12 protein-coding genes are annotated in these 14,812 nt (G+C 71.1%); 5 read left to right on the forward strand and 7 right to left on the reverse strand.

The window, feature by feature from the left end; translation table 11 throughout:
• Window positions 1-6: 6 nt before the first annotated feature.
• The 3 genes from tap to ACFWB8_RS04690 all read right to left on the reverse strand — a co-directional run bounded on the left by tap (window position 7) and on the right by ACFWB8_RS04690 (window position 4,684).
• Window positions 7-2,355 carry a telomere-associated protein Tap gene (tap, locus tag ACFWB8_RS04680; protein WP_385222456.1) on the reverse strand — a complete coding sequence of 783 codons (2,349 nt, stop codon included), beginning with the start codon at window positions 2,353-2,355 and terminating at the stop codon, window positions 7-9.
• Window positions 2,356-2,480: 125 nt separating this feature from the next.
• Window positions 2,481-3,410: a ParB/RepB/Spo0J family partition protein gene (locus tag ACFWB8_RS04685; protein WP_385222458.1), complete on the reverse strand. Its 930-nt coding sequence runs from the start codon at window positions 3,408-3,410 to the stop codon at window positions 2,481-2,483.
• A complete protein-coding gene (locus ACFWB8_RS04690) occupies window positions 3,407-4,684 on the reverse strand; it encodes an AAA family ATPase (RefSeq protein ID WP_385222461.1) in 1,278 nt (425 codons plus the stop codon). The genes ACFWB8_RS04685 and ACFWB8_RS04690 overlap by 4 nt, the downstream gene beginning before the upstream one ends.
• A 252-nt stretch (window positions 4,685-4,936) precedes the next feature.
• On the opposite strand from ACFWB8_RS04690, the gene ACFWB8_RS04695 reads away from it, so the two are divergent.
• Together ACFWB8_RS04695 and ACFWB8_RS04700 are read left to right on the forward strand one after the other, a co-directional pair.
• Window positions 4,937-5,563, forward strand: coding sequence for a hypothetical protein (locus ACFWB8_RS04695; RefSeq protein WP_385222463.1), 627 nt, complete (start codon window positions 4,937-4,939; stop codon window positions 5,561-5,563).
• A 337-nt stretch (window positions 5,564-5,900) separates the two neighbouring features.
• The gene (locus ACFWB8_RS04700; protein WP_385222466.1) at window positions 5,901-6,641 is read left to right on the forward strand and encodes a TetR/AcrR family transcriptional regulator; all 741 of its coding nucleotides are present in this window, start codon (window positions 5,901-5,903) and stop codon (window positions 6,639-6,641) included.
• 389 nt (window positions 6,642-7,030) lie between these two features.
• Here ACFWB8_RS04700 and ACFWB8_RS04705 read toward each other — a convergent pair whose 3' ends face one another.
• From ACFWB8_RS04705 to ACFWB8_RS04720, 4 genes are all read right to left on the reverse strand, one after another.
• Window positions 7,031-7,996 carry an NAD-dependent epimerase/dehydratase family protein gene (locus ACFWB8_RS04705; RefSeq protein ID WP_385222469.1) on the reverse strand — a complete coding sequence of 322 codons (966 nt, stop codon included), beginning with the start codon at window positions 7,994-7,996 and terminating at the stop codon, window positions 7,031-7,033.
• A 149-nt stretch (window positions 7,997-8,145) separates the two neighbouring features.
• On the reverse strand, window positions 8,146-8,946 hold the full coding sequence (locus ACFWB8_RS04710) for an SDR family oxidoreductase (protein WP_385222472.1): 801 nt from the start codon (window positions 8,944-8,946) through the stop codon (window positions 8,146-8,148).
• Window positions 8,947-8,995: 49 nt separating this feature from the next.
• A complete protein-coding gene (locus tag ACFWB8_RS04715) occupies window positions 8,996-9,673 on the reverse strand; it encodes a ScbR family autoregulator-binding transcription factor (protein WP_385222475.1) in 678 nt (225 codons plus the stop codon).
• Between the two features lie 484 nt (window positions 9,674-10,157).
• Window positions 10,158-11,168: a ScbA/BarX family gamma-butyrolactone biosynthesis protein gene (locus ACFWB8_RS04720; protein ID WP_385222478.1), complete on the reverse strand. Its 1,011-nt coding sequence runs from the start codon at window positions 11,166-11,168 to the stop codon at window positions 10,158-10,160.
• 565 nt (window positions 11,169-11,733) lie between these two features.
• Between ACFWB8_RS04720 and ACFWB8_RS04725 the strand changes: the two genes are divergently transcribed.
• From ACFWB8_RS04725 to ACFWB8_RS04735, 3 genes are all read left to right on the forward strand, one after another.
• Window positions 11,734-12,402 (forward strand): ScbR family autoregulator-binding transcription factor, encoded by a 669-nt coding sequence (locus ACFWB8_RS04725; RefSeq protein WP_385222481.1) that lies wholly within the window; start codon window positions 11,734-11,736, stop codon window positions 12,400-12,402.
• A gap of 259 nt (window positions 12,403-12,661) precedes the next feature.
• A complete protein-coding gene (locus ACFWB8_RS04730; RefSeq protein ID WP_377779106.1) occupies window positions 12,662-13,525 on the forward strand; it encodes a BTAD domain-containing putative transcriptional regulator in 864 nt (287 codons plus the stop codon).
• A 437-nt stretch (window positions 13,526-13,962) separates the two neighbouring features.
• Window positions 13,963-14,784, forward strand: a complete 822-nt coding sequence (locus tag ACFWB8_RS04735; protein ID WP_377779105.1) for a BTAD domain-containing putative transcriptional regulator — start codon at window positions 13,963-13,965, stop codon at window positions 14,782-14,784.
• The last annotated feature ends 28 nt before the right edge of the window (window positions 14,785-14,812 follow it).

A 14,812-nucleotide genomic window follows, 5' to 3' on the forward strand; every position in this document is an offset into this window, starting at 1 on the left:
TGGTTGCTACTCTCCGTCGGCCGCGGCGTCGTGGCCCTTGATGTGCCGGGCGGGGTTGTGGCGTTCGTCGAGCATCTGCACGGCCCAGAGCAGGGGCTGGGTGCCCTCGTGCTTGACCATGCCGGGGCTGACACCTAGGCGGAAGCCGCCGGGCAGCGGCTTGCCGTCGGGGGTGCGGGGCAGGAAGTCGAGCGGGCCCGGCCCGTCGGACAGGTAGACCGCGCAGTCGGAGAGGACGGCGATGGGGTACTCCCCCGCGTCGGCCAGCTTGCGCATCTTGCGGTGCATGTTGACCCGGGCCGTGGCGATGACCGCGGCCCGGATGTCGGGCCGCCAGGTGGGGCGTTCGAGCGCGGGCCAGGGCTCGCCCGGCCGGTAGCCGGCGCCCTGCGGGCGTTCGCGGAGCTTGCCGATGCCGCCCTTGACGGTGGACTTGATCGCGGACAGCACCGCGGCCTGGGCCGGATCGTGCTGCTTGTGGTGCGCCATCGCGGTGAGGAACTCGGCCTCGGTGAGCCCGGGGTGCACGCCGAGCTCCGCCATCGTCGCCATGTACGCGTCGCGCAGGCGGGTGTACCAGGCGTCGAGGTACGGCCCGCTGTCGGGGCGCAGCCAGGCCTCGGTCGGCTGGACGGGGTGGCCGAGTTCCTGGGCGTAGGCGAGGGTCGGGGTCGCGTACCAGGCGGGGCCGGCCGGGGCCCGGCCGTGCGGGGTGAAGGGGCTGGGCAGCCGCGGGTCGAGCGCGAGGTCCGAGAGGTCCGCCAGCCAGCAGCCGGGAGTCTTCGGGTCGAAGCGCGGACGGCCGGTGTGGACGGCGGGCCCGATGCCGACGACCAGCCGGTTGGCCGCCGCCGCGAAGGCCATGTTCACGTCGATCCCGACCGCGTGGGTACGGGCGCACTCGGCGTCGCTCAGGAGCTGCGGGTCGCGGATCCAGTCGTACGCCTCCTCGTCGAGGACCTGGTCCGGGGTGCGCTGGTGGGCGCGGGGGTAGAGGGCCGCGACCACCGGGTGCTCGTCGGGGGCCTCCGGGGGAGCGGGGTCGACGGGGCGGGTGAGGGAGCCGGGGACGGGGGCCGAGACCCAGGCGCCGGTGGTCTCGTCGCGGGCGGCGCGGGTGGGCGGACGCAGGGAGGTCATCAGCTCCAGGCCGGAGACGGCCGTGGAGCCGCGGGGGGTGAGCACCCGGGTGGCGTACGAGGTGAGGAGCTCGGCCAGTTCCGGGGCGGGGAGTTCGGCGGTGTCCTCACCCCAGGCGCGGGGGTCGAGCGCACCCCAGGGCAGCACCGCGAGCTGGACGCACTGGCGGCCGGTGGTGGGGGTGGCGGGCCGGTAGACGCGGGCCCAGGGGCCGAAGCCGCGGCGGGTCAGCTGCCACTTGGCCTTGGTGAGCAGGCGGACGACGGGGTGGTCGTCGGGGAGGCGCAGCCCGCGGCGGTCCTCCAGGACCAGGGGGAGGCCGAGTGCCTCGGTGGCCGCTGGGGTGAGGACGAGGAGGGGGTCGCCGTCCTTGCCGTTGCGGTGGAGGCGGGGGGAGCGGAGGTCGGCGGCGGGGCCGAGGGCCCAGGCGATGAGGGCGGGGAGACCGCCGGCGGGGTACTCCAGGACCACCCCGCCGGCGGCGTGGGCGCGGCCGGCGCCGTCGAGCACGGCGAGCGGGCCGTTGCCTTCCAGGCGGGCGGGCGGGGCGGCGGGCTGCCGGGCGGGGGCGTTAACGCCGTTAATGATCGACTTCGGAGCCCGGCGCGGGGCCGCGTCGCGAGCCGCCGTCCGCGCCGGGGCGTTAACGGCGTTAACGGCGTTAACGGGGTCGGCAGCGGGGGAGGACTCCGGGGCGTTAACGCCGTTAATGATCGACTCCGGGGTGTCCTCGGGAGCCGGGTCCGGGGCTGGAGCGTTAACGCCGTTAATGATCGTCTTCGGAGTCGCGTCCGGAGTCGGCTCCGGAGCGGGGGCGTTAACGGCGTTAATGATCGACTCCGGGGCCGGAGCGTTAACGCCGTTAATGATCGACTTCGGGTCGGCCTCCGGGGTCGCGTCCTGAGCCGGGGTGTTAACGGTGTTAACGGCGTTAACGGCGTCGGCGGGGTGGAGGTCCGCGAGGCCTTCCAGGAGGCGGGCGTAGGCCGCCCGCTTGGGAGGGCGGGGTGCCGTGCGGCCCGTTTCCCAGGAGGTGACCGTCTCGCGGCGGACGGACAGTGCCTTGGCGATCTGGTCCTGACTCAGCCCCGCGGCCTCGCGCAGCCGCTTGCGCTCGTCCGGGTGCGGCAGGGCGTCCTTCGCCGCCGCCTCCTCGAGCAGGGCGTCGACCGCCGCGAAGAGGCTGGTCTGTTCGTTGTCATGGGCGTTGAGCATCGATACCTCCAGCCGCAGCCTATGTGAAGCGCACCTCTGAACGCACATGAAACACACGTGGGGGCGTTAACGGCGTTAACGCCGTCAGCGCCCCCGTCGTGGGTACGGCCGCCGAAGCGCCCGTTTCAGATCCGGGTCAGCAGCAGCTCGGTGACGGCCTTCAGGTCGTCGGGGGTGAGGTGTGCGGTGAGGGCGTCCGCGACGGTCTCGGGGGAGTCCACCGCGATCGTGATCCGGCGGGCTGCGGCAGCGGGGCGGACCTCGCGATCATTAACGGCGTTAACGCCGTTAACGCCTGCCTCTGCCCCAGCGGCCCCCGCCGTCGGACGCGTGCGCTGGCGCGGAGGGTTAACGGCGTTAATGGTCTCCTCCGCCGCAGCCGCCTGGTCACCCTGGGGGAGGCGCCCGATCCGCCGGGCCGGCTCCACCTTGAGCTCACCCGTCTCCACCTTGTCCTGGAGTTCCGGGGTCAGGTGAAGGAGGGTCAGCCGCTGTGAGACCCACGCCGCCGTCTTGCCCAGCCGCTTGGCGACCTGCGCCTGCGAGCCGTGGACGTCGACCAGCTCCTGCAGGGCCCGCGCCTGGTCCATCGGCGCCACGTCGACCCGGTGGACGTTGGCGATCAGCGCCGACTCCAGGATGTCCGCCGCCGAGGTGGCCAGGGAGTCGTTCACGTGGATGTGCATCGACTTCAGCCCCGCCAGCTGCGCCGCGGCGAGCCGCCGGTTGCCGTCGATGACCACGTACGGGGCGCGGCCCAGTCCGTCGGTCTGCCCCGGGTGGGCCTCCATGAAGGCCATCCGGGTGGCCACCGCGAGGGGCTGGAGCTGGCCGCGCACCAGGAGGGACTGCGCCATCTCCTCCAGTTCGGTGAGCTCCTCGCGGAGGTTGAACGGGTTGTGGGCCAGCGCCTCGATCGGTACCTCCGAGGGCGGCACCACCCCGGAGGTCGGGGCGCCGGTGGCCTCCGCGATGGCCGCGCGCCGCGAACTGATGCCGGCCGGCTGGGCCCGGGCGAAGGAAGCCGAGACTCCCAATTTATCGGCCTTGCTCATGAGATCTCCCTAGCGAGGGCGCGCAGGGCGACCGCCTGATCGCCCTTGGGTGCGTAGACGAACAGCGGCTGCTTCACGCGGACGGCCTCCCGCTGTTCCTTCAGGTCCGGTACGACGGCCACGACGCGCGGATCCTTTATGTCGATCCAGGCCTGGAGCGAGGAGGTGGCGATGTACCCGCGCCGGCCGTCGTAGAGGTTCACGACGAGCCCGAGGTAGTCGATCTCGAGGCTGAGGTCGTCGCGCAGGTCGTTGATCTGGGAGGTGAGGAGGTCGTAGGCGTCGGCCGACGAGTCCTCCGCCTGTACGACGATCAGCGCGCCCGAGGCGCCCTGCTGTTCGGCGTCGCGGCGGCGCCCGTAGTAGATGGCCGCGTCCATGCTCAGGCCCAGGCTCGGTGGGCAGTCGATGAGGATGACGTCGTAGTCCGCCTCGACGGGGGAGAGGGCCCGCTCGAGGGCGGCCTCGCGGGCGCGGACGGTGGAGAGGCGGACGTCGAGGAGGAAGGCGTCCGTGCACGCGGGCAGGATGTGCAGCCGGTCGCCGAAGCGCTCGTTCGTGACGGGCACGATCAGGTCGGCCAGGGGGCCCTTGGCCTCGCCGGCCATGTGGCAGGTGAGGCTGTCGCCGCCGATGGGCAGCGGCTGCTGGCCGAGCTGCTTGGTGAGGTGGCCCTGCGGGTCGAAGTCCACGAGCAGCACGCGCATCCCGAGGCCCGGCAGGTCCTCCAGGTCCAGGGAGCCGGCCTCGGCCGGCCGCTGCTCCGTGCCTGTGGCGCCGGGGTCCTCGGCGTCGGCCGCGAGCCGGGCGAGCTGCCGGGCGACGCGGACCGGGTGGAGGCTGCCGGGGTCCTCGGCGAGGGCCTCGGCGGTGCCGGCGGTGATGGCGGTCTTGCCGACCCCGCCCTTCTGGTTGCACACGACGATGCGGCGTACGACGGAAGGCCGCTTGACCGTGGGCGCCGGGTTCATCTCCAGCCAGAGGCGGACGGCTTGGGCGAGGCCCTGGATGAGGGAGACCCCGCGGTCCTTGGAGTCGGAACGGAAGGACTCCCACTGCCCGGCGGGCAGCCAGGTGGAGAAGGACTCGGCGCCGGAGGTGTCGACGGGGGAGGGGGCTGAGGCGAGCGCGCTCCAGTGGGCGATGCCCTGGTGGACGGCATCCTGGATGTCCACCCGCAGTTGGGCGGTGCGGATCTTCAACTCCTGGCGCAGCCACGGAGGGAGTTTGGAGACGACCTTCTCTCGGTCGCTCTGAGACGAGGGCGAAGTCATGAGAGGGACTTTACTAACGTTCGCCGGTGGATGTGGCCACCACGCTTGAGTTTTGCTAACGAAGTGGTGCGGATCCGCGGAGGACCCGCCTCCGGCGCTCCGTCAGGTGTCCTGCCTCACCGAACTTCGACGAGTCTCATCGGAGTTTGACCACCTGGCTCTTGAGGCTGCGATCCGAGAATCCCCTCGCGCGAGGTGGTGGATCTATAGGATCGACATCCATTGATGATCTTGAAGTGGAGGAGCTGAACGATGCCTGCCATATCCAGCCCACCGCGCCTCAACACGGCGCTTGCCCAGGCCCTGGGTCCGTACCTGCCCTACGAGACGGACTTGGTCTTCGAGCTGCCGGACCCGGCGACGCTGATCCGTCCAACGGTAAGCATGGCCCTGGTCGAGACCTCTTTGACCGCCGACCCCCAAGCCCGCCCGGAGCGGCGGTCTGCCTATATCGGGGCGCTGGACTACGTGATCACGTACTGGAGGCCTGTCGCGGAACGGGATCGCGGATCGTTCCTCGACGGGTCCGTGCTGGTTCCGTTGTTGAACGGCCTGCTGCGCGCCCAGCCGCTCCAGGGCATCGCCAACTCGACCACCCGGGTTTTGTCCTCCGAGGACCTCTCCCAGCGGGCCTCCCGTCTCCTCCAGGAAGCCGGCGTCGACTCCGTCGCTCCCTGCCTGAGGGTGCGGATCACGGCACCGATTGATCAGCTGGGGCTGGCCGAGGAGCAAGACGTCTCCGGCAAGGTCTCTGAGCGGCTGCACACCATGGGCCTGGCGCTGAACGCCACGGACAGGCAGCACGCTGCGGAGTACCTCCAAGAACACCCCGACGCCACCGGAGAGCAGCTCATCGGCTTCCTGACCTCCGACTCGTAGAAGCCAGCCTGCCCGGCACCAAGCTGACCTCCCGGGATAGCCACGGCCACCGTGCTCCTCCCTGCTGCGGGATACCCGGTGGCTGACTCGACGGGAACCCTTGGTTGCCGACCAAGTGCAGTCAGCTCAATCCCAGGCGGTCAAACTCCGATGAGACTCGTCAAAGTTCGGTGAGACGGGACATCAGGGCCCGTTCCCGGAGCGGCTCTGGATGCACCGTCAGCCGACGGGGACCGTTAACGGCGTTAACGCCGTTAACGCCGCAGCACCGTTAACGCCGTTAACGTGTACGGTAGACACAGTTTTGGTGGGGCGGACGGGAAGACGAGGGGATCCGATGACGGACGAGCAGTGGGGCGCGGCCGTGCGGCTGCTCTGGGGGCCGCCGGCCAGCTCCGCGCGGGGTCCCAAGCGCGGGCTCACCCTGGAGGGCATCGCCGGCGCGGGGGTCCGGATCGCCGACGCCGAGGGGCTGGCCGGCGTATCGATGCAAGGGGTGGCCGGGGAACTGGCGGTCACGAAGATGGCGCTGTACCGCTACGTTCCGGGCAAGGCCGAACTGGTCTCGCTGATGGTGGAGGCCGCGATGCCGCAGCCACCCGCCCTCGATGCGGCGGGGGAGGGCTGGCGGGAGCGGCTCGACCTCTGGGCGCGGGAGCTGTACGCGGGGTTCCGGGCCCACCCCTGGCTGCTGGAGGCGACGGTCGGGGCGCGGGTGACGGGGCCGCGCGAGACCGGGTGGATGGAACGGGCGCTGGCCGCACTGGAGGGGTGCGGGCTGAGCGGGGCCGAGGCGATCGACGCGGTGGTGCTGCTGTCCGGGCACGTCCGCGCGATCGCCGAGCAGGAACGGGCCATGGGCGGCGGCGGGGAATCGGGCGAGGGCCCCGACGCGCAGATGGTGACGGCGCTCGGCGAGGTGATGCGGGTGCACGGCGAGCGCTATCCGGCGCTCACGGCCGCGCTGGCCTCGGTCGGTGCGCACGGGGGGCAGGACCAGGCTCTGACGTTCGGCCTGGAACGCATCCTCGACGGGCTCGGGCTGCTGATCGGCAAGACGCCCCCCAGGAATTCGTAGGCGGCGGGCGGCGGGCGGCGGGCGGCGGGCGACCTCCGGAAGTGTGCCGCGGATCTGTTTCCGGATCCGCCGCCCCGGGGGAGGGTGACGCGCCTGGTGACCTTGTCCCTGGGGCTCGGGGCGCTGCTGGCGCTCTTCTTCGTCGGGAGCGGGCTGCGGACGGGCATCGGCTGCTGGGCGCCGACGTCGACGGCTGGCTCTGGGCGGTGGCGGCCTTGGCGGTGTCGGTCGCCGCGAAGGGGGGCGCGGGTACCGGGGCGGCGCTGATGGCGGGCCGCCCGGGGCGGGAGGCGGTGCCGCTCGGGGCGCCGATGAACTGCCGGGGGGTGATGGAGCTGGTGGTGCTGAACATCGGCCTCGGCCCCGGGGCGTTAACGGCGTTAACGCCGTTAACGTCCGACGACCTCGGCCAGGTGCTCCCGGTACCAAGGGGCCGCCTCGTCCAGGCAGGCCAGCGGCCCGGGCCCCGGCGGACAGCCGGCGGCTCCCCAGATCTGCTTGCTGTCGTACCAGTGGTCCTGCGCGAGCAGCCCGAACTGACGCGGGCTCACCCGGCAGCCCGAGGCCGCCATGCGTACCAGGCACTCGGCTTCGGGGAGGTCCTGGTCCACCGCGGGCAGCACTCCCCGTCCGGTGAGGGCCCGCACCAGGTCGGCCGCGTACACGGGCTCCGGATGACTGGCGTGCCAGACCGTCCCGCCGACCGGGCCGTGGCCGAGGGCGAGGCGGACGATGAGGCGGGCGAGGTCGACGACCGCCACCAGGGACAGCAGGGCCCGCCCGCCTCCCCACAACGCCTGGGTGGATTCGATGATCTGGGCCACACCGGGGACCACCCAGCGGTCTCCGGTCCCGATCACCAGGCCGGGACGGAGCACCACCGCACCTGCGGCGAGAGCGGGTTCCTCGGCTGCCAGCCGGGTTCGGCTGGCAGCCGAGACGGGTGTGGGAACGACGCCGTCCACCGGGATCCCGCGGTGGGGTCCGGGACCGTAGACCGCCGAGGTGGACAGATGGACGATCCGGCCGAGACCGGCCTTTCGCGCCTGGGCCATCAGCGCCGCGGTGCCCTCGGCGTTGACGACGCCGCACTGCCGGGCGTCGGGGCCGATCAGCGAAGCCAGGTGCAGCAGGACGTCCGCGCCGTCGCAGCTCCCGCGCAGGGACCGGGGATCGGACAGGTCCGCCCGGATCCATTCATCGACCTGGCCGGCGGCCCGCGGGGCTTGGCGGCCCACGGCCCGCAGGCGCAGGGCGGCGGCTCCGGATTCGTCCCGGATGCGGGCCAGCATGTTCAGTACCACCGAACCTATGAAGCCGGTCGCGCCGGTGATCACCACCCGCTGCCCGGTCACGTGGTCCGCATCCGGAGGAACAAGCCGAGCTCATTCATGCAGGCATGCTAGGCGGTGGTGTCGGGCGTTCCAACTGCCTTTACTTGAGGGCGAGTCGAGGACCGGATACGCCCGCGCGGCCGGGTGGGAACCGTTGCCCCGGCGGGTCGTTACAGGTGCGTGCCGCCCGATGCGTCGAGGCGCTGGCCGGTGATCCATCCGGAATCGGGTGAGGCGAGGAAGGCCACGATCCCGGCGATGTCGGAGGGATCGCCGATGCGGTCGAAGACGGACATGCCGGCCAGCCGCGCGGCTCCCTCGGGCGTGGTGCGGAGCTTCGCGTTCATGTCGGTCGTGACGAAGCCCGGGGAGACCGTGTTGACGGTGATGCCCCGGGAACCGAGCTCCTTGGCGAGGGCCAGGGTGAGGGTCTCCATGGCGCCCTTGCTCATGGAGTACACGACGGATTCCGGGTAGGCCATGCGGGTGGCGGCGGAGGAGATGTTGATGATCCGGCCGCCTTCCCGCATGCGGGTCAGGCCTTTCTGGATGACGAAGAGGAGCGCCTTGACGTTGACCGAGAAGATCTTGTCGACCAGCTCCGGGGTCACCTCGTGGATCCGGGCCGAGCCGCTGACCGCGGCGTTGTTGACCAGGATGTCGATCTTCGGCTCGATGCCCCGCCGGCCGAGTTCGACGTCGAGGCCGGCATAGAGGGCCTGGGCGTCGCCCGCGACGCCCAGTGCGGTCCGGAGGGAGAAGGCGTCGCCGCCGCGGGCCCTGATGGAGTCCACGACGTCGTCGGCGGCGCCGGTGTTCGTCGCGTAGTGGACGGCCACGAGTGCGCCGTCGGCGGCCAGGCGTTCGGCTATGCCGCGGCCGATGCCGCGGCTGGCACCGGTGACCAGCGCCGTCTTGCCGGCCAGCGGGCCGCGGGCTGCCGTCGGCCGGGATGCGGGTAAGTGCGTCAAGATGAGTCCCGTTCTGGCCGTGGAGGTGGCTGCCCGCCCGCCGGGCGGCTCAGTCGGCCGCGACCGCGAGCGCGGCTTCCCGTTCCTCGGCCACCGAGATGGCCTCGAGGTAGACCATGGCGCCCCTGCCCTCGGAAAGGTCCAGGGACGGCAGGACCGAGGGGAGCGTCACGCTGGGCAGCACATGGCGCAGCAGTGCGGCCACCTTGTCCGGCAGGTTCTGGTAGTCGCTGACGGCCTGGGACATGGCCTGGACTCCGCCGAAGGCGCCGACGAGCACGTCCGAGCTCTCGGCCGGATCGACGTGGGGCAGCAGCTCGCCCTGGGCCTGGGCCTTGGTGAGCAGGGTGGTGACGACATCCGCCCACTGCAGGAACGGACCGCTGCGGTCGAGGCCCGGCTGCTGCTCCAGGGACAGTCTCACGCCGGCGCGGACCAGGGGATCGGTCTGCAGCCGGTAGGCGTGCAGCATGACCATGTCCACCAGTTCCTGCACCTTGGAGGAGCGATCGGGGACCATCAGCCGGTGGTCCACCTGCTCGGAGAGCACTCCCTGGGCGAGCTCGTCCTTCGACTGGAAGTGGAAGTACAAGGCCCCCTTGGTCACTCCGGCCGCCGTGAGGATCTCGGAGATGGTGGCGGCTTGGTAGCCGCGGCTCTCGAAGATCTTGGCAGCGGCCGTCAGGATGTTCCTGCGTGTCTGGATGGCTCGGGCCTGCTCAGCCATGCTGCCGCCTCCTCCACGATGTCGTGTGCGCCACAGCGGAGTCCCGAAATGGAAGAACCGCCCAGTCTGTATCTTATAGCGGATGCGTCCTACATCCAAACCGTCCAGTCCGTATTTTGCCTGGATTGACTGATGCGCCGGGAGGGAACAGGCACGGCCTCCGGGGCGGGTGTGAAGCGGGGAGGTGGGGTGAGAGGCCGTCGCGGGCTCCGCCGCTGACGCGGCGGTTCGGGTCTGGGCCGGGGATCCGGCGCACGGCTCGGGCCCGGCCGGCGGGGCCGGAGGAGTTCACGACGGCCGGGCGGTCCGGAGCTCGTGGCCGTGCCCTGCTGCCGAGTGCGGAGCGGCAGCAGGGCGGGGCGACGCAGTGCGCCGACGAGGCGGGGCGTGGGCGAAGGCGCGGACGAATGCGTGGGCGTGGGGGAAGGCGTAGGCGCGGGCGAATGCGCGGGCGTACGAAGGGGCTGGGGCGCCGGCGGACCGGTCAGCGGTCCTCGGGCGCCACCGTCAGGCTGGCGCTGAAGCAGAGCACGTCGTCCTGATGGCCGGTCACCAGGACCAGTTCGCTGCCGTCGGGCAGTTGCTCCGGCACGAGGCAGGCGTCGATCGTGCACGGGGTGGCCAGTTCGACGTACCGCCTGAAATCGCCGGTGATGCTGAGCGGCAGGATCGAGGAACGCCCCAGCGCACCGGCCGCGGCCTGGCGGGCGGATTCGAGCAGCAGCATGCCCGGCACGTGGTCGACCGGGTGGTCGAAGAGCACGGGGTGGCGGGTGTCGACCCTCAGCTGCCAGCGGTTCGGCTCGCCGACGGGTGACAGTACGACGTCGACCGGCGAGGTGCGCCCCACGCTCTGCGGCGCCGCCGGCGCCGTCAGCGGCAGGGCGTACGGGTCGTTGGCGCCGAACGCGTGGTCCCCGCGAACCCGCCGGTAGGCGGCCGGGGTGGTGCAGGTGAAGGTGGCGCCGCCCGTCGCGACGAGCTGCCCGTCGCGGCGGAACTCCGTCTCGTAGTGGAGGCCGGCCAGATCGCCGTTCCCGCGGCGCTTGAGGTCCGTGCACGTGACCTTGATGTCGAGCGAGGCCGGCGTCTGCCGGACCCGCAGGTGCTCGGGGTGGACGGTGACGGTGAGGTTCCACAACAGGAACTGGTGGTCGATCGGGACGCCGAACCCGGCGTGGGCCAAGAGGTAACCGATCTGGCGGACCGTCTCGGTGACCATGAGCGGATCGTGGTACTCCCCGTCTATGGGGGTGAAGAAGCTGTGGCTGCGCGGCCACTGCGCGGCCACTCTGAACCGCGTGTCGTCCACCTGCTCCCAGTCGGTGAGCATGACCTCGGCGACGGCGGCGCGGTGCACGAACTCCCTGGGCACGGTGGTCGTCAGCGAGGGGTACCGAAGGTCGGTGGCTCTGCGGAACGAGTCCGGGTAGTAGCTCCCTACCTGGTGCGCGTCGATGGTCGGCCGCTCAACCCGAAACGTGCTCGTAGTCATTGCTCCCCCTGAAACAGCGATGACGAGGTGCCGGTCGGATGGGTTTGAGACGAGAAAAGATACATACCAACCGGTTTAATTTCTAGGGGAATCCGACCCTTCGGAAAGGGAATATCCGGAACAAACAGTTCCGATCGATCTCTCTTGGGTCATCGCCCCAGCTCGTCGCGATCCAGCCACCTCGGGAGCCCCCATGAGTCCCTGGCGCCCCTGTAGCGGCGCCGTAGCGGCCTTCCAGTAGGCGCCGCGCCGTGCTGGGAGGGGCATCTGTACGGGCCGCGCGCCCGGCTGCCGTGATCTGCGGTGCCGGGGATCAGCCATCCCGGCGTGACGGATTCGCGTATCACATCTTCAAACCGCACGAGCGGTTTGTTACGCTGATCATTGATCGGGTTGCACCTTGAGGGAGGGGCGAGGTTGTGGCAGTCGTGCACGTGCCTCCACGCGCCTCTGCGGAGGCGATCAGCACTCACGGGCGTGTGGTCGAGCCGGACCGGGGCCGTTGTGCCCGGCGGTCGGCGGCGGTGGCCGGGCGCGGCAATCCCCAGCGATAACGGAGCAGTCGATGGCCAGACAAGCACGCGCGGTGCGCACCCGGGAGGCCCTGATCGGATCCGCGGCCGAGATCTTCCACCGGGAGGGCTTCACGGTCGCCTCGCTCACCACCATCAGTACGCAGGCCGGCGTGAGCAGCGGCGCCCTGCACTTCCATTTCGCCAGCAAGGACGCCCTGGCGGCCGCCGTCGAGGAGGCGGCGCTGGCGCGGCTGCGGGCGGTCACCGAAGGGTGGCCCAAGGGCGCGGCCGGTTGTCTGCAGCATCTGGTCGACGTGACCCACGGGCTCGCCCGGGGGCTGCGCGAAGACGTGGTGCTGCGGGCGGGCTTCGAGCTGAGCGGCGATGCCGCCCGCCCGCCCCAGGCCGACCTGCGCGAGTACTGGCGGTGCTGGGTCGAGGAGGCGATGACGCTGGCCGGGGTCGCGGGGGAACTGCGGCCGGAGGTGGCGCCGGAGGACGCCGTGTCCGCCGTGGTGGCCGCGACGGTGGGCTTCGAGGTGCTCGGAGCCCGGGACGCGGCCTGGCTCGCACCGGGCACGGTCACCCGGTTCTGGGAGCTGCTGCTGCCCCGGGTCGCGGCCGCGGAGGTGCTGGAAGTCCTGACGGCCGCCGGCTCCGGCCGGGCCCCGGACGAGGGTTCGGGTGCGGGTCCCGAGGGGGAGAATAGAACAGACTGATCGGTCTCTTCTATTTGGATAGCGTCGCTGTAGTGCCCCTTTGATCCACCTATGGGGAGCCTGCGGCGGGCGGCTCCCCGATTCCGATCTTTCTGGATTGGATAAAAGTGCAGGTCAGGTGCCCTGTGCTCGCGACGGGCTCGCATCTGCCTATAAAAAACAGCGTGGACGGTTTGATATTGACAAACCGTTAGCCCTGTTTTTTACTGGTCAAGCCTTGAGTGGGGCGAGACTCATCCACGGACCAGGGGGATTCAGCGTGAACATCGATGTACTGGGCGCACTGGCGGTGCGGGTGAACGGTGTCTCGATCACGCCGACCGCCCCCAAGCCCCGCCAAGTGCTGGCGCTCCTGGCGCTGCACGCGGACCAAGTGGTGCCCGTCGCGGCACTCATAGAGGAGCTGTGGGGCGAGGAGCCGCCCCGCAGCGCCCGCACCACCCTCCAGACCTACGTCCTGCAACTGCGCGCGCTCATCGCGACCGCGCTGGAGGCGGGCAAGCGCAAGGACGAGGCGGCCGCGGGGCAGGCGGACGGAGCCGAACGGCCCGAGCGCACCGCGAAGGACGTGCTCGTCACCCTGCCCGGCGGCTACCTGCTGGACAGCGGCGGCGGCAAGCTGGACGTCCGGGAGTTCGACCGGCTCGCGGGCATGGGCTACCGGGCCATGGACGCCGGGGACTTCCCCGGCGCCGCGCGGATGCTGCGCGAGGCCCTGGCACTGTGGTCCGGCTCCGCCTTCGCCGACGTACACGGCGGGGCCCAGCTCGACATGGAGACGCTGCGGCTGGAGGAGACCCGGCTGTGCGCGCTCGACCAGCGCATCGAGGCCGACTTGAGACTGGGCCGCCACCGCGAACTGCTGGCCGAGCTCACCGTGCTGGCCAGCCGCTACCGCACCCACGAGAACCTCCACGGGCAGTTCATGCTCGCCCTGCACCGCTCCGGCCGCCGCGGCGAGGCCCTGGACGTCTACCAGCGGCTGCGCGCCACCCTCGTACGCGAGCTCGGGCTGGAGCCGTCCGCCGCGCTGCGGCGACTGCAGCGCTCGATCCTCATGGCGGGCCCGGACAGCCTGGCCGCGGCCGGCGAGGCCGACGGCGAGCGCCTCGTACGGATCTGACGGACCGGGGTGTGAAGGGGTACGGGCACGGGGATCCGGGCGGGACCCGCGGCGGCGCGGTGCTTCCGCTGTGGAAGGCACCGCTTCCCGTGCCACAGCCGCCGAAAGCAGAAACAGAAACAGAAGCAGACCGATCGCGAGCCGAGCGTCCCGGAACGGATTTCCCCCACATCACAACCGGACACACGGTCGACGAAATGGGCAACCGCCGCGATATTCGCGGGTGAAACCGGCGGACCGCGGTTGCCAGCACCACCGGCCCCGGCACGGGAGGTGGGCGGGACACGGGACTGACAGGGCCGCCGACCGGCGGTTTGACCCGTGGAGAGGGGCTCAAAAGGGCCTCGAGAATTCGGAGACATTGCGCAGGGCCCGGCTACCGTGCCTCAGTCGAAGGCCGAAATACGAGGGGAATTCGACGACTTACGGAGGAGACCGTGAAAATTCAGGTTCTGGGTCCGTTGAGTGCTGAGGTCAACGGGGGCTCGATCGTCCCGACCGCCCGCAAGCCGCGGCAGATCCTGACGCTCCTCGCCCTGTACCCGGGGCGGGTGATGCCGGTGCCCACGCTCATGGAAGAGATCTGGGGCACCGACCTGCCTCAGAGCGCTCTGACCACCCTGCAGACGTACATACTCCAACTGCGCCGCAGACTCGGCACCGCCATGGGCCCCGGCGAGCCCGGCGGCGCCAAGGACGTGCTGGCCACCCGGCACGGCGGCTACCTGCTGCAGATCCCGCCGGAGTCGGTGGACGTGCACGAGTACGAGAGCCTCGTCGGCCAGGGGCAGCGGGCGTTCGAGGGCGGCGACGACGAGAGCGCGGCGGACCTGCTGCGCGCCGCGCTGGCGCTGTGGCAGGGGCCGGCCCTGGTCGACGTACGGGTGGGGCCGATCCTGGAGATCGAGGTGATGCGGCTGGAGGAGAGCCGGCTGGTCACCGTGGAGCGGCGGATCGATGTGGACCTGCGGCTCGGGCGCCACACCGAACTGCTCGCCGAGCTCACCGAGCTGATCGCCCGCCACCCGCAGCACGAGGGGCTGCACTCGCAGGCGATGGTCGCGCTGTACCGGTCGGGGCGCCAGGCCACGGCCCTGGACGTGTACCGCAGGCTGCGCGGCCGGCTGATCGAAGACCTGGGCGTGGAGCCGTCGCCGCAGTTGCAGCGGCTGCACCAGGCGATGCTGACCGTGGATCCGGCGCTCGACGTGGCGGCCGGTCCCAAGCGGGGGTCGACCTTCGACCTCTATGCGGCGTGAGCGGCGGCCCCGCCCACCCCTACCATCC

The organism is Streptomyces sp. NPDC060031 (genome assembly GCF_042736805.1).
GTDB lineage: Bacteria > Actinomycetota > Actinomycetes > Streptomycetales > Streptomycetaceae > Streptomyces.

What these genes read in the sequence shown, in the direction of transcription:
- ACFWB8_RS04720 (WP_385222478.1), bottom strand. Translation starts at nt 11,168, where the DNA reads ATGACTACGAGCACGTTTCGGGTTGAGCGGCCGACCATCGACGCGCAC.
- ACFWB8_RS04690 (WP_385222461.1), bottom strand. Translation starts at nt 4,684, where the DNA reads ATGACTTCGCCCTCGTCTCAGAGCGACCGAGAGAAGGTCGTCTCCAAA.
- ACFWB8_RS04715 (WP_385222475.1), bottom strand. Translation starts at nt 9,673, where the DNA reads ATGGCTGAGCAGGCCCGAGCCATCCAGACACGCAGGAACATCCTGACG.
- tap (WP_385222456.1), bottom strand. Translation starts at nt 2,355, where the DNA reads ATGCTCAACGCCCATGACAACGAACAGACCAGCCTCTTCGCGGCGGTC.
- ACFWB8_RS04685 (WP_385222458.1), bottom strand. Translation starts at nt 3,410, where the DNA reads ATGAGCAAGGCCGATAAATTGGGAGTCTCGGCTTCCTTCGCCCGGGCC.
- ACFWB8_RS04725 (WP_385222481.1), top strand. Translation starts at nt 11,734, where the DNA reads ATGGCCAGACAAGCACGCGCGGTGCGCACCCGGGAGGCCCTGATCGGA.
- ACFWB8_RS04695 (WP_385222463.1), top strand. Translation starts at nt 4,937, where the DNA reads ATGCCTGCCATATCCAGCCCACCGCGCCTCAACACGGCGCTTGCCCAG.
- ACFWB8_RS04700 (WP_385222466.1), top strand. Translation starts at nt 5,901, where the DNA reads ATGACGGACGAGCAGTGGGGCGCGGCCGTGCGGCTGCTCTGGGGGCCG.